Origin of the sequence: Limnohabitans sp. T6-20 (genome assembly GCF_003063505.1) — a bacterium.
GTDB lineage: Bacteria > Pseudomonadota > Gammaproteobacteria > Burkholderiales > Burkholderiaceae_C > Limnohabitans_A.
Window position 1 is genome coordinate 274,938 of the sequence record NZ_NERW01000001.1, and the last position, 22,563, is coordinate 297,500.

Sequence of the window (22,563 nt, forward strand, 5' to 3'; positions counted from 1 at the left end):
AGTGAATTCATTGAACCTGTTCATGCCCTGCGCCGCTGGCGTTGAGGGCTTTTTGGCCGACGAGGTCCACGCCATCACCGGCCTCACGGGCCACGACCTGATGACCGGCCGCGGCGGCGTGATGGCCCGCGCCTCGTGGCGCGATGCGATGCGCATCAACCTGCACAGCCGCCTGACCCAGCGCGTGCTGGTGCAGCTGTCGGTCACCGATTACCGCAACGAAAACGACCTGTACAACGCCGCCAGCGAAGTGGCGTGGGAAATCTGGTTCACGCCCAAACAAACCTTCAAGATCGACATCACGGCGCAGCACAGCCCGCTGACCAGCCTGAATTTTGCGGCCCTGAAAATCAAGGACGCCGTGGCCGACCGCTTCCGCGCCAAGCGCGGAGAGCGCCCCAACGTGGACACCACTTGGCCCGATGTGCGCATCTACGCCCACGTCACGCCCGAAACCCTCACGCTGTACATCGACACCTCGGGCGAGCCCCTGTTCAAGCGCGGCTGGCGCACCGACAAAGGCGACGCACCGCTCAAAGAAACTCTGGCCGCTGCCATGATCGCGGCCAGTGGCTGGGACGCCACTGTGCCGCTGTACGACCCCTGCTGCGGCAGCGGCACCATTCCGATCGAAGCGGCGCAAATCGCGTGCGGCATCGCGCCCGGCTTGCAACGGCGCTTTGGCTTCGAGAAATTGCTGCCCTTCCAAAACCACGTCTGGCAAGGCCTGATCGAAGAAGCCCGCGATCTGGAACACGAACCCACCGCGCCTGTTTTTGGCAGCGATGTGGCTTTCCGGATGGTCGACTTTGCCGAGCGCAACGCCGAGCGCGCAGGCGTCTCGGGCGTGATCGAGTTCCGGGGCGGCGACGCCCTGCAGCGCATGCCGCCTTGCGAAACACCGGGCGTGATGCTGCTCAACCCACCGTATGGCGAGCGCATTGCGGCGGCGGGTGTGGCGGGCCGGGGGCGAGACAGCTTCCAGCCCGGGGCTTTGGCTGATGCGCGCTCAAGCACACGCGCAGCCGACCAAAGCCACCACCGCGAAACAGCCCAAACAAATGACGGCGACGACAGCGTCGACTTCTTTGCCCAACTGGCCAGCCACTGGAAGAAAAACTACAGCGGCTGGAGCGCCTGGATGCTCACGCCCGACCTGAAATTGCCCAGCAAAATGCGCCTGAAAGAATCGCGCCGCGTGCCCATGTGGAACGGCCCCATCGAATGCCGCTTGTTCCGCTTTGACATGATCAAAGGCAGCTTGAAGCGCGTACCCAACGATGCCAACGGCCCCGACATCACGCCTGGAACGCCCGACGCGTCGGGAACGCCTGCAGCATGAGGGAGGCGGAGGGCTCGGTTGCGGACGCGGTTGTGGGCGAGGCCTCGGGCGCAGAACGCATGCATTCCCCCGTGCGCCGCGTGCTGGACACCAATATCGTGCTCGACCTGTGGGTGTTTGAAGAGCCACGGGCCGAGGCGCTGCGCCTGAGCGTCGAGACCGGTAGCACGCACTGGCTGGCCACAGCAGCCATGCGCGAAGAACTGGCCCGCGTGCTGGCCTACCCGCAAATCGTCAAACGCTTGACTCACCGCGCCTTGCCTGCTGACACGGTGCTCGGCCACTTTGACCGCTGGGCCAAGCTGCATCCGGACGCGCCAAAAGCCGAATACGCCTGCAAAGACCCCGACGACCAGAAATTCATCGACCTGGCCGTGACCCATGCCGCCGCCCTGCACAGCAAAGACGCGCAAGTGCTGTGCATGAAAAAGCGGCTGGAGCGCTGCGGCGTGGCGCTCAACCCGGCCACCACCTGACGCGTTGGCTTTTGGCTTTTGGCTTTTGGCTTTTGGCTTTTGGCTTTTGGCTTTTGGCTTTTGGCTTTTGGCTTTTGGTTGTTGGCTGTTCTGTGGGAGGCCGCCCCTGCGGCCGAATGTGTGCAGTGGCTCAATCACTCTTTCGCGAGAATGTGCGCAGCGGCTCAATCACTTATTCGCGAGCAGGGGCTCGCTCCCACAGAGAAAACCGACTTAACTGAGAACGGTGTTCTTGTAGGAGGCCGCCCCTGCGGCCGAATGCAAGCCCAGGCACACACCGCCCACCGCCCACAGCCCATCACCCACATACAATCCACGCCTGAGAACAGGAACACACCATGAACACCACAGCTGGCTTGGAAGCCGAAGACTTCGACACCCTGGACAACATCCTCGACGACCTGCGCGAGCGGTTTGAAGAAACCCCGCAATGGGAATTTTGCGAAGGTTTTCTGGCCGCCATGGTGTGCTGCCGCCGCCCCTTGGCAGAAGACGAATGGCTGCCCATGCTGCTGGGCATTGACGCCGACGATGCCGAAGGCGGCAGTTTTGCAGACGACGCTCAGCGCCAGCAGTTCATGGCTTTGTGGCAGCGCCGCTTTGACGAAATCAAACTGGCGCTGGACACCCCCGTGGAAGCACTGGACGACGACAAAGCCTATGCCCCCGAAGTGATGGATGTGCGCGGTGCGATTGCCTCGCTGCCCCCCGAAGAGCGTGCAGAAATCGACGACAGCGAAATCCCGTCGTTTGCCCAGGTGTGGGCATTGGGCTTCATGTTCGCCGTGGAAAACTGGCCCGAAGAATGGGCCGCCCCCAAAGACAAAGACGCCACCAAGTGGCATGACCTGTCTCTCGAAGCCATCGTGGCCCTGACCGAAGACGACACCGATGTGCCCACCTTGTCGGCTCTGTCCGAAGACGGTCCGCCCAGCGTGAGCGAGAACCGGCTGAACGCCTACGGCGAAGCCCTGTGGGCGGTGTACGACCTGCGCGAAATTTGGCGCAACATCGGGCCCCGCGTGGCGCAAGTGATCAAAGAAGCCACGCCGGGCCGAAACGACGCCTGCTCATGCGGCAGCGGCAAAAAATACAAAAAGTGTTGCGGGGCTTGATCGCTTAGACGGAGACCTATCGCACACAGGGAGTGGCCTTGTGGGAGCCCCGCCCTCGGGGCGAATGCCAATGGTCCACTTTTCGCGGCGAGGGCGCCGCTCCCACAGGGGATCAGCTCCCCAAAACCTTTAAACCATCCACTGGGCCAGCGCAGTGCTGGTGGCTTCGGGCAGCTCTTCGGGTATGAAGTGACCTGAAGGCATGACCTGGCCGCTGACGTGCCCTGCACATTGCGCCTGCCAAAGCTCAACTGGCTTGAACATGCGGTTGACCACGCCGCGCTCGCCCCACAGCACCAGGGTATCGCAAGCGATTTGGTCGCCGCGCTCGCGGCTTTCCCGGTCGTGCTGCAAGTCGATGCCCGCGCTGGCGCGGTAGTCTTCGGCCGCGCTGTGAATCGCCGCTGACCAGCCTTTGTCGTTCAAGGCCGGGTTGCAAAATGCGCGCTCGTATTCGGCCAAGGCCTCGGGCTCGATGTAGCCCAGCCCCTGACTGCCCCAGCCGCCCAGCTTGGCGTGCAAATAAGCCTTGGGGTTGCCGCCAATCATGAACTCAGGCAGCGGCGCGGGTTGCGTGAGGTGGAACCAATGGTAATAAGCCTGCGCAAAAGCAAAGTACGGGTCTGCCACCGGGCCTGATACTTCGGGTTTTTTGCCCCACAAGCCGCTGTACATGTCGAAGGTGGGTGCGATGTCGATCACACACAGTTTGCGTACCCGAGAGGCATGGTCCAGCGCCAGCCGATGGGCCACACGGCCACCCCGGTCATGGCCGCACAAAAAGAAGTCATCCACACCCAAGGCATCGAGCAGATCAATCACTTCCTGCGCCATGGCGCGTTTGCTGTAGTGCAAGTGCTGGGCGTCACCCACGGCGTGCGACGAATCGCCGTAGCCACGCAGGTCGGGCATGACCAGGCGGTAGCGGCCGCGCAGGTTTTGAGCGACGCGCTGCCACATGACATGGGTTTGTGGAAAACCATGCAGCAAGACCAGCACCGGCAAATGCGCTTGCGCTGCCCAATCGGCGGAGCGGCGAAAGCACACGGTCAGTCCCGCCACATTCAGCGTTTGCCGCTCGAAGCCGTCAAACCAGGCCATCAGTCCACCTTGGCGCCAGAGGCCTTGACGACTTCAGCCCATTTTTTGTGTTCGCTGTCGATGAGGGTGACAAATTGTGCGGGCGTGTTGCCGCTGGGAATCGCGCCCAGAGTGGCCAGGCGCTCTTTCATGGCAGGGGTGGCCAAGGACTTGGCCACTTCTTGCTGAATGCGGCTGACCACATCGGCCGGGGTGCCCGCCGGTGCCAACAAGCCAAACCAACTGCTTGCCTCAAACCCCTTGAGCCCGGCCGCTTCTTCTACCGTGGGCAGTTCAGGCAAGGCCGCCGATCTCTGGCTGCTGGTCACGGCCAAGGCTTTGAGCTTGCCGGCTTTGATGAGCTGCATGGCCGAAGGCAGGTTGTCAAACATCACATCCATGCTGCCGCCCGCCAGGTCCAGCAAGGCAGGGCCGGAGCCACGATAAGGAATGTGGGCCATGAAGATGCCGGTTTTTGTCTTGAACAACTCGCCCGCCAAATGGATCGAAGTGCCGTTGCCGCTCGACGCCATGTTCAGTTTGCCCGGGTTGGCTTTGGCGTACTTGATGAAGTCGTTGACGTTGTTGATCTTGTTGGCTGCAGCCTTCTCGGTATTGACCACCATCACATTGGGCACGCCCGCGACCAAGGTGATCGGCGCGAAGTCCTTGATCGGGTCATAAGGCAGCTTGGCGTAAAGGGCGCGGTTGATGCCGTGCGTGCCCACCGTGCCCATGAGCAGGGTGTAGCCATCACCAGCCGACTTGGCCACTTGCTCGGCCCCCAGATTGCCACCAGCCCCGCCTTTGTTCTCGACCACAAACTGCTGCCCAAACGCTTTGCTCAAGTCGGGCGCGATGGCACGGGCCAGGATGTCGGTGGTGCCACCGGGCGCAAAGGGCACCACGATCTTGACCGGTTTGTTGGGCCAGGCGGTTTGCCCCCAAGTGGCGGGCGCAGCCGACAACAATAGCGCAGCAACGAAACCCAGAACCGGACGGCGAGCGGTGTGACGAGAAAAATGACCCATGTTTGTCTCCATGCAGAATGTGCAAACCATGATGCCACTCGCTCAAGCGATCCGTGTCACGCAGGCGAAGAAGTGGGCCTGTTTTAAGGGTTTGTCCCTGTCAGCCGGGCTTGCAACAAGGGCTTTTGCACCTTGCCCAAGGCGCTTTTGGGCAAGCTGTCCAGCCACACCAGTCGGCGCGGCAATTTGAATCGGGCAATGCGGCTTTGCAGGTGCTGCATCACCGCCTCGGGCGTCAAGCTCTGCCCTGCAGCATCCTTGCTGCGCACCAGCACGGCCACTGGCACTTCGCCCCAGCGGACATCGGGCAGGCCAAGCACCGCGCACTCGGCCACGCCGGGCAAGGTGATCAACAGGTTTTCGATTTCTGCCGGGTAAATGTTCTCACCGCCCGAGATGACCATGTCCTTGCTGCGGCCCACGATGGTGATGCAGCCGTCCTCGGCTTGTTGCCCCAAATCGCCCGTACAAAACCAGCCATCTTGCAAACCCACGCCCACCGCACCATCGGCTTGCCAATAGCCACGCATCACATTGGGTGCGCGGATGCACACCTCGCCAGCTTGCCCGACCGGCACCTGCTCTCCCCGCTCATTGCGCAAAGCCACCTGTGCCTCGGCATGCGGCCAGCCGGTGCTGCCCATACGCGCTGCGGCCTGCTCCAAGCGCAACACGATGGACACCGGACCGGTTTCGGTGGTGCCATAAATTTGCCCCACGGGAATGCCCCGGTCATGAAACGCCTGCAAATAAGCCGCCGGGATGGTGGACGATCCGGCCATCACACCGCGCAGTGACGACAGCTGTGCCAACGGCCAGCGAGGGTGGTCCAGCACGGCACGCAAGGTCGCAGGCACCAACAGAGACAAACTGGTTTGGCTCGCATCCACTTCATCGAGCCAAGCACCGGCGTCAAAGCGCGCATGCAACACGACCGACACACCGGCCAGCAAAGCGGGCAAGGTCTGGATACACAAACCGCCCACATGGAACATCGGCAAAGTCGAGAGCACCTTGTCGCCGTCCACAAAACCATGCGCCGCCTGGCTGGCCCGCGCATTGGCCAGTAAGTTGTCTTGCGTGTGCACCGCGCCCTTGGGCAGGCCCGTCGTGCCAGAGGTGTAAACCAGCAACACGGGGGCGTCACCTGGCACCTCGGGCATTGGTAGCCCACGCGGCGCTGCCGACGCGATCAAGGCATCCAGATGCGTGCGGCACAAGCCTGCGCCGGTCAAAGCCGCAGCCACCGGGGCATGCAGGCTGTCGTGCACCAGCAAACTGGGCGTGGCGTCGTTCAAGACCTGCTGCAACTCGGCCACCGCCAAACGAAAATTGAGCGGCATGAAAATCGCCCCAAGGCGTGCGCAGGCCACCAAGGCGACCAATTGCAGCTCGTGGTTCAGCCCCAGCCAGGCCACACGGTCACCCGGCTGTATTTGCCAGCTGGCCTGCAGGTGCGCGGTGACCCGTTCGACACGACGCCAGAACTTGGCAAAGTCATGCGTGAAGAGGTGGTCGGGTCGCTGCTCGTCACCCCGGAAAGCGATGGCCGTTTGCGTCCCGTGCGTCTGCGCGAGCTGCGCAAAGCGCGCGGCGATTGGGCTGGTTTCTTCTGCCCCCATCACTCGTCTTTTTCGCCGGGTTCGTACAGAGCTTCGCGGCCGATGCGGTCCATGCACAGCTCGGCTGTCCAAGGCAGCATGAGCGAGCCGCAACGCGCATCACGGTACAGGCGCTCCAGCGGCAGGCTTTTCAGCATGGACTGGCCGCCACAAGTGCGGATCGCCAAGCGGGCAATGTCTTGCGCGTTTTCCATGATGGTGTATTGCGCGGCATAGGCCCGCAGGCGGGTGGACTTGCTCGGGTCCACCTTGGCGTCTTCAATGGCGCGCAAAAACAGGTTGCGGGTTTGTTCGAGCTTGATGAACATCTCGGCCACAGCGATCTGTTTGGTCGCAAACTGGCGGCGCTTGATGGGGCCCGTGCCCGCAATCTCGCCGCGCAGGTAAGCCACGGTGAAGTCGTACGCCGCTTGCGCGATGCCCATGTAAGTGGGCGAGAGCGTCATGAACATGTGCGGCCAACGGCTGGCCGCCTGGAAGTACAGGCCTTGCGGCATGAGCGCGGCATCGTCGGGCACGAACACGTCTTTGAAGATCAGGTTGCGCGATACGGTGGCGCGCATGCCCAGCGGGTCCCAATCGCCCTCGACCGTCAGGCCCGGCGCGGTGCGCGGCACGGCCAGGTACAAGGTGTCGCGGCGCGACAAATCGGCGTCGGGTTTTTTTTCGGTGCAGAGCACCCCAAAGTAATCGGCGGCGTCTGACAACGAAGCAAAAATCTTTTTGCCATTGACCTTCCAGCCACCCTCGACCTTCACGGCCGTGGTGCCAAAGGGCTGCGCGCCCGCTGCGGCGGCACCGCCTTCAGAAAAAGGTTGCGCGTAAATCGCGCCGTCTTTCACCACCCGCGCAAAGTGGGTGGCCTGGTGCTGGCGGTGTGATGCGCGTTGCTCAGGCGTCATCTCCAGGTCTTCGGACAACAAGCCGCTCCAGAGCATGGTGCAGACGTGCATGTTGAAGGTGAGCGCGGTGGCGCCGCAGTAGCGACCGATCTCGGCCGAGACCATGGCATAGGTGGCGTAATCGGCACCCTGGCCGCCATGCGCTTCGGGCACGCACAATGCCAGCAGGCCCGAGTCACGCATGTCGTCGTAGTTGGCGAACGGGAACTGCGCGTCGCGGTCGAGCTGCGCAGCACGCGGAGCGAACTTCTCGCGGCCCAGCTGGCGGGCCAGCGCCATCAGCTTTTGCTGTTTTTCGGTCAGGGGGTAGTCGTCGCCACAAATCGGCATGACGGTGGGCATGGTGTTCGGCATGGTCTTTTCTTGCGCGTCGGTCATGGTTTCACGTCCTTCAGAAATTTTTCGAGTTCGGCGTTGAACGCCTCGGGCTGTTCGTACTGCAGCAAATGGCCCGCGCCCGCCAAGCAGGCGTAGCGCGCACCGGGGATCTTTTGCGCCATGCGCTCCATCACGGCGGGCGGCGCGGTGCGGTCGTGCTCAGCGGCCAAACACAGCACGGGCACGGTGATGGTGGGCAAGGCGGCGCGTTGCTCGAACTGCACCAGCGCATGCAAGGCAGCGCGGTAGGTGTCGGGCGCGATGGAAGACATGCCCTCGCGGGCATGCGCTAGGGCAGGCGCGGTGCTGCCAGGCGCGACCATCGAAGGGATCAAACGATCGGCGATGTCGGCCATGGTCTTGCCCGCTTCCAGCGGGGCCAGGCGCTGCGCCAAAAACTGCTTTTGGAAATCACCGTCGCTGTTGCCAAAAGCCGGGCTGCTGGCGGCCAGCACCATGGCGCGGATGCGCTCGGGCGCTTGCGTCCAGGCCTGCAGGGCGACCATCGCCCCCATGCTGTGGCCCACCAGCACCGCTTGCTGGATGTGCGCGGCGTCCAGCATCTGCCACAAGGCACGCGCCAGGTGCGCAAAATCGTAAGGGTCGATCATGGCGCTGTCGCCGTAACCGGGCATGTCCCAGGCTAGGCTGCGCCAACCCAATGCGGCCACATGCGCTTGTTGCGGTGCCCAGCCTTGCCTGCCGCCGCCAATGCCGTGCAAAAACACCACGGCTGGGTGCTGGGGCGAGCCCACGTCGGTGAATGCAGGCGTGCTCATCAAAGGCCTCTCTCCAATATCCGCTGCTTACCCCATCTCCTGTGGGAGGCCGCCCCTGCGGCCGAATGACTGAAGCGGCTCCGATCGAAATTCGCGAGCAGGGGCTCGCTCCCACAGGGAGATGCCAGTGCCAGCACGCTCATTGGAGGGAACCCATTTGCACCACACCGGCGTCCACCACCACGGTGTCGTCCAGCCGAATGGTGCAACCGCGCATGGGCAAATCGAAATGGCCGAGCGTGTGGCGACCTGCCACCTCGTTGGCCCCGGTCGAATACAAAAAGTTGCCCGCAAAGGCCCGCAGCTCGGTGCCGTTGCAGTCGCGCTTGTCGTAGAACGCCATGGCGTCCCAACGCGCCGCCGGGTTCAGGCCAAAGCCCACATGCGAGACGGCATAAGCGGCGCGGTGTCCTTCGGCGTCTTCCCAGGCTTTCCAGTAGCCGCGCATCATGTCCACGTCCACGCCCTGCCCCTCGATGGCGACCACGCTGTCGTTCTCGATGGTCAGGCGGATCGTGTCGCGCAAATAGCTTTTGAAGGTCAGGTTCACATCGCCCGGGGCCATGACCAGCGTGCCGTTGACACTGCCTGCGGCCGGGAAAGCCAGCGCCAGCCCGGCAGGCCAGTGCGAGACCATGCCCGGCTTGGGGCAAAAGCCCCACACACCGCCGACCACCGCTTGTTTGTCGCCATGTTTCAGGTTCACGCGCAGGTCGGTGCCTGCGGCAGACGTCACATGCATCTGCTGTGCGGCCCGGAGCTTTTTCATGGCGGCACGCACCACGCCTTCGAGCGCCGGATCGGGCACGGTGCGCTCCAAGATTTCAGGGTGCTCGTTGGACACCATGAGCAGACGCGGCATGTGGCCGTCCACGCCCTTCATGATGGTGGGCAACTCGGGCGCGTGCAGCAGGCCTTCGACGGTGCAGTCCACCACCATGTCGGCGCGGGCCAATGCAGCCACTACCGGGCCGAGCTGGCCAATGGCGTCACTCGCGCCTGTGGAGCGCACGGGGGCGGGTGCCGTCAATGCAGGCGTTGTCAAAGTCACCTCGAACACGCGGGCGCCCATGGCCTCCAGCGCGAGGCGGGCCAAGTCCACATTGACCCGACGTGATTGGGTTTCGGCCAGAATCGCCACCACCTCACCAGGCTGCACCTTGCACAACGTGAAGGTGCGGGTAAAGGCCGCGAGCCACCTGTTTTCGATTCGTTCCACCAGCATGCTTGTCTCCTTGACGGACAGGTTCAGCGCACGACGCACTCGACCTCATGCCAAACAGTTTATATGAATATTCATGTAAATTCATCCATAATGACCCTATGCGCCCCAACCCACCTCCAACCATTCAGCCGCTGACCCCTGACTTTGAAGCCCCTCATTTCAGGCAGGCCCTGTCGCGCTTCGCCACGGGCGTGACCGTCATCACCACCTTCGCACCAGATGCACAAAAAGGCGACACAGCCAGCAGCAGCTTTGTGGGCATCACGGCCAGCTCCTTCAATTCGGTGTCGCTCACGCCGCCGCTCGTGCTGTGGAGCTTGGGCCACCGTGCCAGCAGCTTGCCGCTGTTTCATGCAGGCACGCACTATGTGGTCAATGTGCTGGCCGCAGACCAGCTCGACTTGTGCAATCGCTTTGCCTACGGCAAAGGCGACCGCTTTGCCGACACCGCCTACACCCTGGGGCAAGCCGGGCTACCCATTTTGAAAGGCGCTCTGGCCTGGTTTGAATGCCACAACCGCAGCCGCCACGAAGAAGGCGACCATGTGATTTTTGTGGGCGAAGTGGAACGCTGCGGCTTCAGCGAGGGCTCGGCCCCGCTCGTCTATCAGGGCGGTCAGTTCAGCACCACCACGCCTCTGCCACATCCTCTGCCATGACCCACTCGGCAGGCTTTGTCGACGACTACCTGGCCTATTTGTTGGCACGCGCCAGCCATTTGATTTCGAGCGAATTTCACGCCGTGGTCGAGGCCAGCGGCCTGAGCCTGATGGAGTGGCGTGTCATGGCCAGCCTGTCAGGCAAAGACAGTTTGAGCATCAACGAACTCGCCAGCATCGTGCTGGCCAAACAGCCCACCGTGACCAAGCTGGTGGGCCGCATGCAAGACGCCGGGTGGGTCAAGCGCTGCGACGCCGCACACGACAAACGGCAAAGCCTGGTCAGCCTCACGGCCGCAGGTCGGCGCAAAGTGCACCCCCTGCTGAAGCAAGCCAAAGCACACGAAGCCCAGGTGGTGTCGGCTTTGGGTTCGGAACCGGCCCATCAACTCAAGCTCATGTTGGAGAGATTGATTGCGGCGAATAGACCTGCAGGGGACTGCTGAGTCGCTTTCGAGGTTTTGAGTTTGCTGCTTGGACGCGTCTTTTCCGTAGGCCGCTTTTGTGAGTTGCTTGCGCGGCTGTAGCTTGTTGGGATCGGGGGACGGGGCTGGTTTGCAGCGGTTGCACAAGGTGGTTCGCAGATAAATTCACCTAACTCGGCGTTAGCAGATATTCATCACCAAGGTGTAAAGCAGCCATACGACCTCAGTTTGGTGAGTATGCTCCCTACGCACACTTAGTAAACTCAGATTTTTTACATAGGTGTTGAAATGCCGATTTGCTGGATATGTGGAGCGGTCGCGGATTCCGCTGAACATATGGTGAAGGCATCGGATGTTCGCGCGATTTTCCCAAGTCTTAATCACAGGTCCCCAGCTTTCAGGCATTCTCAAGGTAGAACGAACGAACCAGTGCGCGGAGCAAATGCTCTCATTTTGAAGTTCCGACCATCTCTATGTCAGCATTGCAACAATGCAAGAAGCCAACCATGGGACCGGGCTTGGGAGTTACTCGAACGGAAATTGCGCGAGGCCAAGCCGCCGCTCAAGGCCGGCGATCGAATTCCACTTGGAAGGATCTTCTCATCGAATCGCACAGAGTCGATGGTTCATGTTCATCAGTTTTTTACAAAATTAATGGGCTGTATTGCCATTGAACACAATATTCCACTGCCGATTGCTTCGTTTGCACAACATCTCAAGGCAGGAGCGGCGGAGCCCACATTGCGCATAGCCTTTGTACATATACCTCCCGGTAGCAGCAAGATCAAGATTCATGTTGGAAATGTGCACGCAAAAACGGACAAGGTGACCGGGGTAATCGCAACGGCAGTATGGCACTACGTTGTAGGTTCTTTCTGTGTTGAAGTTTCCTACGCACGGGCCGGGTTCGCTCAACTACGATTTGTGCGGAGACTTGGTTGGCATCCGGACGATGTAAGTCGTACTTGGAAACTGGATTAGTTACCTCACATTGACCATAACAAACTCAGCGTTTCAAAAATCAATATCTACAGCGATTGCAGATTGCAAGTTAGAACTGATGAGTTTTCGCCGCGCCGCTGTTAGCAAAAAGCATCAGCCAAAGCTTTTCTGGCTTGTATCCACGCTACACAGATGCTAGGGGTAACTTTCCCACCAGAAATACTGCTCACAGCATTTTTCAAACCATCAAAACCAACATCAGCGTCATTTTTGATGGATGACGTCAAAGCAGTAATAGTTGAAGTGAGTGCGAGTTGCCTATCACTGAGCGGTCCTGCTTGGTCGCACTGCATAGACAGAGCGCCCAACGGATCGGTGTGTGCAGTGTTGCGCGATAATTTGAACGAATTAGGAGGTGTAGATGAACATATTTGAAGGTTCACGGCGTATTGCAAAAATCACAGCAGGACTTTGGATCACTGGTTTTGCTATCGCTGCGTTCAATGTGAGTGACACGGCTTATGTCACATATCTAGTCCCGACTTTCAATGCTGCTCCAGTGTTAAGTTCCGACGATTCCTGTCCTAACGATAGCTATAAAGACTATTCAATTCAAAACACCAAAACTCCAAGTGGGACCGACGTAAATATCACTCTTTGTTTTGAAGCCACAGATGGATTCGATGAGGGTAGACGGCTGGTGCCCTACAAAATTGCTACAGACTCAAAGCTAATTTGGGGTAGCGACAAATACAGCAATGAAGTGCGCGATTACGCAAAAAAATACATTAGCAACTTCCGCGTGAATGTAGCCGATTACGAAAGAATTGACCGCAAAGGAAACAGTCGATGGTGGAGTCAGGTCAAAGAAGGGGCCACTATCATGATTTTCGGCTTGGTTTTTTTATTCGCTTTAGTCCACGCTGTTGGATGGATTGTTCGTGGCTTCATGGGGATTCCCAAGGGTCAAGATTCAAAACCTAAAATTTGACAACACCCCCACGACCATTGATGTCGCGATCCTTCGACGACCGGCATCGAGCGTGAGCGGAGCAGCCCTAAGTCAGCGACGTAGTCGCTGCCACACAAGGGAAGAATCCCCTCACTCCGGCACCACCGCCGTGACTTCGATCTCAACTTGAGCGCGATCTTCGACCAGATCGGCCACCTGCACCAGCGTCATGGCAGGGTAGTTCTTGCCAATGACTTCCTGGTAGACCTTGCCCAGCTCGCGGCCACGGGCCAGGTATTCCTTCTTGTCTTTGACGTACCAGGTCATGCGGGCCATGTGCTGTGGGCCTGCGCCTGCGCAAGCGAGTGTGTCGACGATGTTTTGCAGGGCCTGGCGGCACTGGGCCACAAAGTCGTCGGTCTCGAATTGGGCCTGGCCGTTCCAGCCGATCATGCCCGCGACGAACACCATGCGGCCACGTGCTTCGATGCCGTTGGCATAGCCTTTGGCGGGTGCCCAGCCTTCGGGTTGCAAGACGTTGAACATGCTTTCTCCTTGGTTGGGGACAGAGCTAAAGATCTGTCCCGCAAGATTATTTGTTGACTGAAATTTGACGCAGCTTGAAGCGCTGAAGTTTGCCGGTTTCGGTGCGGGGCAAGGCGTCCAAAAAGACCACTTTGCGCGGGTACTTGAACGGGGCGATGGTTTGCTTGACGTGCTCTTGCAAGGTTTTTTCCATGACCGCATCGCCCGTGTGGCCGGGCTTGAGCACCACATAGGCCTGCACGATGTGGCCGCGGTCTTCGTCGGGCATGCCGACCACGCCGCATTCGGCCACGGCCGGGTGTTGCAGCAAAGCGCCTTCCACCTCGGGGCCTGCGATGTTGTAGCCCGCCGAGATGATCATGTCGTCGTTGCGCGCCTGGTAGCTGAAGTAGCCATCGGCGTCCATGACGAAGGTGTCGCCGGGCAGGTTCCAGCCGTCTTTCACATAGTCTTGCTGGCGCGGGTCGGCCAGGTATTTGCAGCCTGTAGGGCCGCGCACCGCCAGTCGCCCCACGGTGCCGTGCGGCACGGGCTGCATGTCGTCACCCACGATCTGCGCCACATAGCCGGGCACCACTTGGCCAATGCTGCCGGGGCGCACTTGAGCGCCCGCACTGGAGATGTAGATGTGGATCACTTCGGTGCCACCAATGCCGTCGGTCATCTCGATGCCTGTGGCCTGCTTCCACAGCTGGCGGGTGGCGTCGGGCAAGGCCTCGCCTGCCGAGACGGGGTGCTTGAGGCTTGACAGGTCAATGCCTTTGGCCAGCGTCGCCATCTGGCGGTACATGGTGGGCGCGGTGTAGCACTGTGTGGCGCGGTACTTGGCAATGGTCTGCATCAAGGTCTCGGGCGTGTGCTTTTCGAGCAGCACGGTGCTGGCACCACAACGCAGCGGGAACGCCAGCAGACCACCCAAGCCGAAGGTGAAGGCAATGGGCGGCGTGCCGCAGACCACATCGTTCTCGTTCATCTGCAAGATGTGGCGCGGGAACAAGTCGCACATCGCCAGCACATCGCGGTGAAAGTGCATGGTGCCCTTGGGCTTGCCCGTGGTGCCGCTGGTGAACGCAATCAGGCACACGTCGTCGCGGCTGGTGGCGTGAGGCGTGTACGCGCCACTTTGCTGCGCCATGCGCTGCTCCAGGCCATCAGGGGCATCGCTGCGAAACTGCACCATCTGCTGCAAGCTGGCCATGTGGCTGGCGTGGCCGGGCGTCATGCAGTGCTGCAGTTCATCGGCCAACAGGCTGTCGCACAGGGCGGCGCTGACCTGCGCTTTGTCGATGATCTGGGCCAACTCGCCCGCACGCAGCAGGGGCATGGTGGGCACCGCCACCAGGCCCGCCTTGAGCGCACCGAGCAAGCAAGCCGCCATCATGGGGCTGTTGCCGCCGCGCAGCAAAATGCGGTTGCCAGGCACGAGGCCCATGTCTTGGGTCAGCACCTGGGCGATGCGGTTGCTTTTGTCTTGCAACTGCGCATAGGTCCAGCTGAAGTCGCCACCACCCTTGTTGAAGTCGCTCACGCCATGCAGCGCGATGCGATCGCCTCGGCCTTCGCTCACATGCCGGTCCACCAGTTCCACCGCGCAGTTGATCTGGTCCGGGTAGGCCAGCTCGGGTCGGTCCGCCATGAACACAGGCAGCTGGTCTTTGGGCGGCAACCGGTCACGCGCAAAGGTGTCGGTGTGGCTGCTGGGCAGCAGTTGGTTCCAGTCGCTCATGTCAACCTTTCAGCAAGTCTTTGCCGATGATCAGCTGCTGCACTTCGGTGGCGCCCTCATAAATGCGCAGCGCACGGATTTCGCGGTACAGCGACTCGACCATCACGCCTTTTTTGACGCCCATGCCGCCATGCATCTGCACCGCCATGTCGATGATCTGCTGGGCGTTTTCGGTGGCGGTCATCTTGGCCATGGCCGCTTCGCGGGTGATGCGCCCGCCTTGGTCACGCAACCAGGCGGCGCGGTAGGTCAAGAGCGTGGCGGCGTCCAGCATGGTGGCCATCTGGGCGATCTTGGTCTGGGTGATCTGAAAGTCGCCCAAGGTTTGGCCAAACATCTTGCGTGAACGCGCCCAGCTGATGGACTCGTGCAGCGCACGTCGCCCAAAGCCCAAAGCGGCTGCGGCCACCGAGGTACGAAACACATCGAGCGTGGCCATGGCGACCTTGAAGCCTTGGCCTGCTTCGCCAATGCGTTGGTTAGCTGCCACCTTGCAGTTGTCAAACTTGAGCGTGGCCAGCGGGTGCGGCGCGACCACGTCGATACGTTCTTCGATGGACAAACCCGGCGTATCCGCATCGACAATGAAAGCCGTGATGCCGCGTGCGCCGGGCGCTTCGCCCGTGCGGGCGAACACCACATAAAAGTCGGCAATGCCGCCGTTGCTGATCCAGGTCTTGCGGCCGTTGAGCACATACCCGTCTGCCGTGGCCGTTGCGCTGCACTGCATGGCGGCCACGTCGGAGCCCGCATCGGGCTCGCTCAAGGCAAAGGCGCTCAAGGCCTGGCCCGATGCCACACGCGCCAGGTAACGCTGCTTTTGATCGGCTGTGCCCATGAGGCTGATGGCGCCTGTGCCCAAGCCCTGCATGGCAAACGCAAAGTCTGACAAGCCGTTGTGAAAAGCCAGCGTCTCGCGCAGCAGGCAGAGCTGGCGGGTGTCGATCACATCCGATGCGGCGCCATAGGCTGTGCCGGAGACTGCATGCTTGAGCCAACCGCCACTGCCCAGCAGGCGCACCAGACGGATGCATTCGGCGTCCACCGCGTCGCGGCTTTCGTCGTGGTGCGCGTGGGCAAGGTGCTCTTGGCACCAAGCGTCCAGGCGCACTTTGAAGTCGCGGTGGCTGTCGTCAAAGAAAGGCCAGTCGAGTTCTGGCGGGTGAGTGGCTGTGTGATTTGACATGGCTCAGTCCCCTTCAAACACGGGTGTTTGCTTGGCCACAAAGGCGTGGTACGCCCGGTGGAAGTCGTTGGTGGCCATGCAAATGGCTTGGGCCTGGGCTTCGGCTTCGATGGCTTCGTCCACGCCCATGTTCCATTCTTGTTGCAGCATTTTTTTGGTGATGCCGTTGGCAAAGGTGGGGCCTGCCACCAACTGGGCGGCGATGGCTTGTGCATCGGCCAGCACTGTGCCTGCCTCGCACACACGGTTGTAAAAACCCCAGCGCTCGGCTTCCAGTGCGCCCAAGCCGCGCCCGGTGAACAGCAGCTCGCTGGCGCGCCCTTGGCCGATGATGCGCGGCAAGAGCGCGCACGCGCCCATGTCGCAGCCAGCCAGCCCCACCTTGTTGAACAAAAAGTAGGTCTTGCTGCGCTCGGTGCCGTAGCGCAGGTCAGACGCCATGGCCAGGATCGCGCCTGCGCCCGCACACACGCCGTCGATGGCGGCGATGATGGGTTGCGGGCAAGCGCGCATGGCTTTGACCAGATCGCCCGTCATGCGGGTGAAGGCCAAGAGGCCGGGCATGTCGAGCTTTGTGAGCGGGCCGATGATCTCGTGCACGTCACCACCCGAGCAGAAGTTGCCGCCCTCGCCCGTGATGACCACGGCGTGGATGTCAGGCGCGTAGGGCAAGGCGCGGAAAAAGTCACGCAGCTCGGCGTACGAATCAAACGACAGCGGGTTCTTGCGCTCGGGGCGGTTCAAGCTCACCGTGGCCACACCGTCTTTGACGGACAGCAAAAAGTGCTCGGGCTGGTAGCCCGCCATGGGCTGGTTGTGGCAGGGCAGCTGGTGCGGCTGGCCGGGCAGGTAGCGTTGGCTCATGTCTTCTCCTCTTGTTTTGTGGGGGTGCCGGACTTCAAGGTGCCCAGCAATTGATGCAGTTGAGTTTGTTCTCGCTCAGCCAGCGGCGACAGCAGCTCGACGACCCAGCCCTCGTGTGCCAAGGCCATGGCCGCAAATGCGCTGCGCCCGGCCTCGGTCAGGCTGACGGTGTAGGAGCGGCGGTCGCTGGCCTGCATTTGCCGCTGCACCAGTTGTTCTTTTTCGAGCTGGTCGACGATGTTGGTGACGTTGCCACCCGTGACCATCATGCGGCGCGACAGCTCGCTCATCGACAAACCTTGCGGCTCGCGCTCGAGTTGGGCCATCAGGTCAAAGCGCGGCAGCGTGATGTCAAACTGCTCGCGCAATCGTTGGCGGATCGTGTCTTCGATGCGGGTGGTGGCCGAGAGCAGACGCAACCACAAGCGCAACGAGGCGTGGTGGTCGGCGTGCGCGCGCTTTTCCATGTCCACAGAGGCCATGTCAGTGTCTTGTCGTGCGCTCATGACACCAGCTCCCCACCATCGATGGCAATCGATTGACCGTTGATCGCATCGCTGCCCGCCGCACACAGCCACAACACGCTTTGCGCCACTTCGTGCGGCTGCACCAGACGCTGCTGCGGGTTGCTAGCGGCCAGCGCTTGGCGCGCCTCGACCTCGCTCTTGCCGGTTTTGCTCACGATGTTTTGCACCGCTTCGCGCACGATGTCGGTCTCGGTGTAACCGGGGCAAATCGCGTTCACGGTCACACCTTTGCGGGCCAATTCGAGGGCCAGCGCTTTGGTCAGGCCCACCACACCATGCTTGGCGGCCACATAGGCGCTCACATAGGCGTAGCCTTTGAGGCCCGCCGTGCTTGCGATGTTGACGATGCGCCCGGGCGTGCCCGCCTTCGCCGCTTCGAGCATGCCGGGCAGCACCGCCTGGATGCAGTGGTAAGTGCCTGTGAGGTTGACGTTCAGCATCTGCTGCCAGAGCGCAGCATCGGTCTTGGCAAAGGGCTGACTGCTCGCCTGCCCCGCGTTGTTGACCAGAATGTTGACGGGGCCAAAGCGGACCTGAGCCTGCTGCACCGCGGCTTGCACGTCGTGTTCATCGGCCACATCCATGGGCGCGATCAGCACCGCCACGTCGGGCACTTGCGCACGCAACGCCTCGGCTTGGGATTGGAGCGTGTCGTGCGAGCGGCCACAGAGCGTTAGGCGGCAACCCGCTTGCGCGAGCTGCAACGCGATGGCCGCGCCAATACCAGCACCGGCTCCGGTGATGAGGGCATGGCGGTTGCTCAGCATGCTTTGCTCCCTGTAGGAGCGGCGCCCTCGCTGCGATTGGAAATTATTGGAGCCACCTCGCCTTGATTGGTTTCTGTGGGAGCGACGCCCTCGCCGCGATGGACGCCCATTCGCGACGAGGGCGTCGCTCCCACAAATTCAAATTTCAAGGAAGTTGAAGTCCACCCATGTGAATGCGACATCTCAATCCCCCTTTGTCGCAGCCTGCTGGGCACGCTCGCGGGCAAAACCCGCTTCGAGCTGGGGCTTGCCTGATACGTAAGCACGCGGCCAGGCCACGTCTTTGAAGCCGATGCGTGCCGCTTCGGTCAGCGTCCAGGCCGGGTTGGCAAGATGCGGGCGGGCTACGGCGCACAGGTCAGCACGACCAGCGGCCAAGATGCTGTTGACGTGGTCAGCTTCACTGATGGCGCCCACCGCGATGGTGGCGATGCCCGCTTCTTGGCGGATGCGGTCGGCGAAGGGGGTTTGGTACATGCGGCCGTAAGTGGGCTTTTGCTGCGCACTGACCTGACCCGATGAGCAGTCGATCATGTCGGCGCCAGCGGCCTTGAAGGCGCGGGCGATTTCGACCGCGTCGGTCGGTGTGATGCCGCCTTCGACCCAGTCGTGCGCCGAGATCCGCACCGACATGGGCAAGTCCTTGGGCCAAGCTGCGCGCACAGCGGCAAGCACTTCGAGCGGGTAACGCAGGCGGTTAGCGAGCGAGCCGCCGTATTCGTCGGTGCGTTGGTTGGTGAGCGGGCTGATGAAGCTCGACAACAGATAACCGTGGGCGCAGTGCAACTCCAGCCAGTCAAAACCGGCTTGGGCAGTGCGCTGGGTGCTGGCCACGAAGTCGGCCGTGACGCGGTCCATGTCGGCGCGTGTCATGGCGCGGGGCACATCGCCGTGCGGCAAATAGGGCTGCGCCGATGCCGCCAGCAAGGGCCAGTTGCCTTCTGCGTCGTCAGCGGGCACAGGTTGGTCCATGCCCGCGCCTTGCCAAGGGCGGCAGGTCGAGCCTTTGGGCCCGGCGTGGCCGATTTGCAGGCCGATCTTGGCATCGGACTTGGCATGCACCCACTCGGTAATGCGTTTGAAATCATCAGTCTGTGCGTCGTTCCACAGGCCCGGGCAGCCGTGGGTGATGCGGCCGTCGGCGCTGGGCGCGGTCATCTCGACCATGACCAGACTCGCGCCGCCCATGGCGCGTGCGCCCAGGTGTACCAGGTGGTCATCACCCACGCGGCCGTTGACGGCCATGTACTGCGCCATGGGCGAAACGACCACGCGGTTCTTGAGCGTGATCGAGCGCTGGGTGTAGGGGGTGAACATCGGCGGACGCACCCCGGGTGTCGCCGTGCGGCCTGCAAACCAGGCCTCGTAGCCTTCGAGCCACGCCTTGTCACGCAAGCGCAAATTCTCGTGGCTGATGCGCTGGCTGCGCGTGAGCATGGAGTACATGAACTGCTCGGGTTCGAGCTGGTCGCAGTAGCGCTCGCCGCACACCTCAAACCACTCCATCGCGTTCCAGGCGGCGTTTTGCAGGCGGATCACATCGATCTCGCGCACGGCCTGGTAGTGCTTGAGCACTTCGGGGATGCGGTCAGCGGTGTCTCCCAAGGCCTTGAATTGGCGCACCAGCTCAATGGCGTCTTCGAGTGCCAGCTTGGTGCCCGAGCCGATCGCAAAGTGCGCGGTGTGCACCGCGTCGCCCATCAGCACCACATGGCTGTTGCCGTTGAAGGTGGACCAGTTGGCGCATTTGACGCGCTGAAAATTCAGCCAGGCCGAACCACGCAGGTGGCGGGCGTTGGTCATCAGCTTTTCGCCCTGCAGGTTCTTGGCGAAAAGTTTTTCGCAGAAGGCAATCGACGCGTCTTGGTCGGCCTTATCCAGGCCATGCGCCAGCCAGACATGCTCAGGGCACTCAACGATGAAGGTCGATGTCTGGTTGTCGAACTTGTAGACGTGGGCCTGAAACCAGCCGTGCTCGGTTTTCTCGAACAAGAAAGTGAAGGCGTCGTACTGGCGGTTGGTGCCCAGCCAGATGAAACGATTGGGTCGCGTGACGATATCGGGCTTGAACACTTCGGGCAGCCGGCTTCGCACACGCGAATTGACACCATCGCTGGCGATGATGAGGTCGGCATCGGGGAAGTCCAAATCCGAATTCACGTCTTGTTCAAACATGAGCTTGACGCCCACTTGCTCGCATCGCTCTTGCAGGATGTTGAGCAACTTCTTGCGCCCGATGCCAACAAAGCCGTGACCGCCTGAGCGGATCACCCGGTCTTTGAAGTGCAGCTCGATGTCATCCCAATGGTTGAAGGCTTGCTCCACCTCTGAGGCGGTTTCTTTGTCCCACTCGCGCATGTTCTCCAGCGTCTGGTCCGAAAACACCACACCCCAGCCAAAGGTGTCGTAGGGCTTGTTGCGCTCGACCACGGTGATGTCGTGGTGAGGGCCGAGTTTTTTCATCAGCAACGCAAAGTACAGACCCGAGGGACCACCGCCAATGCACACGATTTTCATATTCACTCTCTTTGCTACAGACCACACAAGCCATTAATTCAGGCCTATATATTTCAAGCTTGAAGTATTTGAGTAAATGGGACTGCGGTCAATCGGGTAAAAACCCGTAGAGAAACGAAAAAATGAGGAATGGTGCTGATGAAGAAATGCTTCGCACAAAGCAAAACGCCCCACCGATCGGTGGGGCGTTTCGTGCTGTAAAAGCCTGACGATGACCTACTTTCACACGGGAATCCGCACTATCATCGGCGCTAAGTCGTTTCACTGTCCTGTTCGAGATGGGAAGGAGTGGGACCAACTTGCTATGGTCATCAGGCATAACTTGGCGTCACCTTGACTCGCGTCAAGACAACAAATTCATAGAGTTTCGAATCAGATTTTAAGCTTGCGCTTGGGTCTTTCGACCTTTTTTGAATGCGTCAACTTGGCATAACTTCCTTGACCAATGCACACCTTGCGGTATGTGATCAAAGTTATAGGGTCAAGCCGCACGAGCAATTAGTATCAGTTAGCTTAACGCATTACTGCGCTTCCACACCTGACCTATCAACGTCCTGGTCTTGAACGACTCTTTAGGGGGCTCAAGGCCCCGGCAGATCTCATCTTGAAACGAGTTTCCCGCTTAGATGCTTTCAGCGGTTATCTCTTCCACACTTAGCTACTCGGCAATGCCACTGGCGTGACAACCGATACACCAGAGGTGTGTCCACTCCGGTCCTCTCGTACTAGGAGCAGGCTTCCTCAAATCTGCAGCGCCCACGGAAGATAGGGACCAAACTGTCTCACGACGTTTTAAACCCAGCTCACGTACCTCTTTAAATGGCGAACAGCCATACCCTTGGGACCGGCTACAGCCCCAGGATGAGATGAGCCGACATCGAGGTGCCAAACACCGCCGTCGATATGAACTCTTGGGCGGTATCAGCCTGTTATCCCCAGAGTACCTTTTATCCGTTGAGCGATGGCCCTTCCATACAGAACCACCGGATCACTATGTCCTACTTTCGTATCTGCTCGACTTGTCAGTCTCGCAGTTAAGCACGCTTATGCCATTGCACTATTATCACGATGTCCGACCGTAACTAGCGTACCTTCGAACTCCTCCGTTACGCTTTGGGAGGAGACCGCCCCAGTCAAACTGCCTACCATGCACTGTCCCCGATCCAGATAATGGACCTAGGTTAGAACCTCAAACACACCAGGGTGGTATTTCAACGTTGGCTCCACCGAGACTAGCGTCCCGGCTTCAAAGCCTCCCACCTATCCTACACAGATCTGTTCAAAGTCCAATACAAAGCTACAGTAAAGGTTCATGGGGTCTTTCCGTCTTTCCGCGGGGAGATTGCATCATCACAAACATTTCAACTTCGCTGAGTCTCAGGAGGAGACAGTGTGGCCATCGTTACGCCATTCGTGCAGGTCGGAACTTACCCGACAAGGAATTTCGCTACCTTAGGACCGTTATAGTTACGGCCGCCGTTTACTGGGACTTCAATCAAGAG

19 protein-coding genes and 2 rRNA genes (1 of these 21 cut by a window edge) are annotated in these 22,563 nt (G+C 60.6%); 6 read left to right on the plus strand and 15 right to left on the minus strand.

The features are described from left to right. Position 1 precedes the first annotated feature (1 nt). From B9Z33_RS01380 to B9Z33_RS01395, 3 genes are all read left to right on the plus strand, one after another. The gene (locus tag B9Z33_RS01380; protein WP_233252688.1) at positions 2–1,342 is read left to right on the plus strand and encodes a class I SAM-dependent RNA methyltransferase; all 1,341 of its coding nucleotides are present in this window, start codon (positions 2–4) and stop codon (positions 1,340–1,342) included. A gap of 59 nt (positions 1,343–1,401) precedes the next feature. Further along, entirely contained in the window at positions 1,402–1,818 is a 417-nt protein-coding gene (locus B9Z33_RS01385; RefSeq protein WP_199220260.1) for a putative toxin-antitoxin system toxin component, PIN family, read from the plus strand. 338 nt (positions 1,819–2,156) lie between these two features. Then, positions 2,157–2,933, plus strand: coding sequence for a YecA family protein (locus B9Z33_RS01395; protein WP_108285251.1), 777 nt, complete (start codon positions 2,157–2,159; stop codon positions 2,931–2,933). Between the two features lie 129 nt (positions 2,934–3,062). Here the strand turns inward: B9Z33_RS01395 and B9Z33_RS01400 are convergent, their stop codons facing one another. From B9Z33_RS01400 to B9Z33_RS01425, 6 genes are all read right to left on the minus strand, one after another. After that, the gene (locus B9Z33_RS01400) at positions 3,063–4,034 is read right to left on the minus strand and encodes an alpha/beta fold hydrolase (RefSeq protein WP_108285252.1); all 972 of its coding nucleotides are present in this window, start codon (positions 4,032–4,034) and stop codon (positions 3,063–3,065) included. Then, on the minus strand, positions 4,034–5,044 hold the full coding sequence (locus tag B9Z33_RS01405; RefSeq protein WP_108286075.1) for a tripartite tricarboxylate transporter substrate binding protein: 1,011 nt from the start codon (positions 5,042–5,044) through the stop codon (positions 4,034–4,036). Before B9Z33_RS01405 ends, B9Z33_RS01400 begins: the two co-directional genes overlap by 1 nt. Before the next feature lie 83 nt (positions 5,045–5,127). Beyond that, positions 5,128–6,666, minus strand: coding sequence for a class I adenylate-forming enzyme family protein (locus B9Z33_RS01410; RefSeq protein ID WP_108285253.1), 1,539 nt, complete (start codon positions 6,664–6,666; stop codon positions 5,128–5,130). Continuing rightward, the gene (locus B9Z33_RS01415; protein ID WP_369916499.1) at positions 6,666–7,922 is read right to left on the minus strand and encodes an acyl-CoA dehydrogenase family protein; all 1,257 of its coding nucleotides are present in this window, start codon (positions 7,920–7,922) and stop codon (positions 6,666–6,668) included. Before B9Z33_RS01415 ends, B9Z33_RS01410 begins: the two co-directional genes overlap by 1 nt. A gap of 20 nt (positions 7,923–7,942) precedes the next feature. After that, on the minus strand, positions 7,943–8,725 hold the full coding sequence (locus B9Z33_RS01420) for an alpha/beta fold hydrolase (RefSeq protein WP_108285254.1): 783 nt from the start codon (positions 8,723–8,725) through the stop codon (positions 7,943–7,945). A 139-nt stretch (positions 8,726–8,864) separates the two neighbouring features. Next, positions 8,865–9,950, minus strand: a complete 1,086-nt coding sequence (locus B9Z33_RS01425) for a peptidase M29 (RefSeq protein WP_108286077.1) — start codon at positions 9,948–9,950, stop codon at positions 8,865–8,867. A gap of 98 nt (positions 9,951–10,048) precedes the next feature. Here B9Z33_RS01425 and B9Z33_RS01430 point away from each other — a divergent pair, with 98 nt between their 5' ends. The 3 genes from B9Z33_RS01430 to B9Z33_RS01440 all read left to right on the plus strand — a co-directional run bounded on the left by B9Z33_RS01430 (position 10,049) and on the right by B9Z33_RS01440 (position 12,967). Beyond that, positions 10,049–10,609 carry a flavin reductase family protein gene (locus tag B9Z33_RS01430; protein ID WP_108285255.1) on the plus strand — a complete coding sequence of 187 codons (561 nt, stop codon included), beginning with the start codon at positions 10,049–10,051 and terminating at the stop codon, positions 10,607–10,609. Further along, entirely contained in the window at positions 10,606–11,055 is a 450-nt protein-coding gene (locus tag B9Z33_RS01435) for a MarR family winged helix-turn-helix transcriptional regulator (protein WP_108285256.1), read from the plus strand. Before B9Z33_RS01430 ends, B9Z33_RS01435 begins: the two co-directional genes overlap by 4 nt. Before the next feature lie 1,342 nt (positions 11,056–12,397). Beyond that, positions 12,398–12,967 (plus strand): hypothetical protein, encoded by a 570-nt coding sequence (locus B9Z33_RS01440; protein ID WP_108285257.1) that lies wholly within the window; start codon positions 12,398–12,400, stop codon positions 12,965–12,967. A 111-nt stretch (positions 12,968–13,078) separates the two neighbouring features. Here the strand turns inward: B9Z33_RS01440 and B9Z33_RS01445 are convergent, their stop codons facing one another. The 9 genes from B9Z33_RS01445 to B9Z33_RS01485 all read right to left on the minus strand — a co-directional run. Next, the gene (locus B9Z33_RS01445) at positions 13,079–13,474 is read right to left on the minus strand and encodes a RidA family protein (protein ID WP_019427185.1); all 396 of its coding nucleotides are present in this window, start codon (positions 13,472–13,474) and stop codon (positions 13,079–13,081) included. A gap of 46 nt (positions 13,475–13,520) precedes the next feature. Then, complete coding sequence (locus B9Z33_RS01450) at positions 13,521–15,200, minus strand: AMP-binding protein (RefSeq protein ID WP_108285258.1); 1,680 nt, start codon at positions 15,198–15,200, stop codon at positions 13,521–13,523. Position 15,201: 1 nt separating this feature from the next. Beyond that, on the minus strand, positions 15,202–16,386 hold the full coding sequence (locus B9Z33_RS01455; protein ID WP_108285259.1) for an acyl-CoA dehydrogenase family protein: 1,185 nt from the start codon (positions 16,384–16,386) through the stop codon (positions 15,202–15,204). Between the two features lie 3 nt (positions 16,387–16,389). Further along, positions 16,390–17,250 (minus strand): enoyl-CoA hydratase family protein, encoded by an 861-nt coding sequence (locus B9Z33_RS01460; protein WP_108285260.1) that lies wholly within the window; start codon positions 17,248–17,250, stop codon positions 16,390–16,392. Next, entirely contained in the window at positions 17,247–17,756 is a 510-nt protein-coding gene (locus B9Z33_RS01465; RefSeq protein WP_233252689.1) for a MarR family winged helix-turn-helix transcriptional regulator, read from the minus strand. Before B9Z33_RS01465 ends, B9Z33_RS01460 begins: the two co-directional genes overlap by 4 nt. Then, positions 17,753–18,544, minus strand: a complete 792-nt coding sequence (locus B9Z33_RS01470) for an SDR family NAD(P)-dependent oxidoreductase (RefSeq protein WP_108285261.1) — start codon at positions 18,542–18,544, stop codon at positions 17,753–17,755. The genes B9Z33_RS01465 and B9Z33_RS01470 overlap by 4 nt, the downstream gene beginning before the upstream one ends. 183 nt (positions 18,545–18,727) lie before the next feature. Next, positions 18,728–21,061, minus strand: a complete 2,334-nt coding sequence (locus B9Z33_RS01475) for a bifunctional salicylyl-CoA 5-hydroxylase/oxidoreductase (protein WP_108285262.1) — start codon at positions 21,059–21,061, stop codon at positions 18,728–18,730. A gap of 203 nt (positions 21,062–21,264) precedes the next feature. Continuing rightward, positions 21,265–21,377: ribosomal RNA gene (gene rrf, locus B9Z33_RS01480) — 5S ribosomal RNA — on the minus strand. A gap of 161 nt (positions 21,378–21,538) precedes the next feature. Next, positions 21,539–22,563 (minus strand): 23S ribosomal RNA (locus tag B9Z33_RS01485); it runs 1,855 nt beyond the window's last position.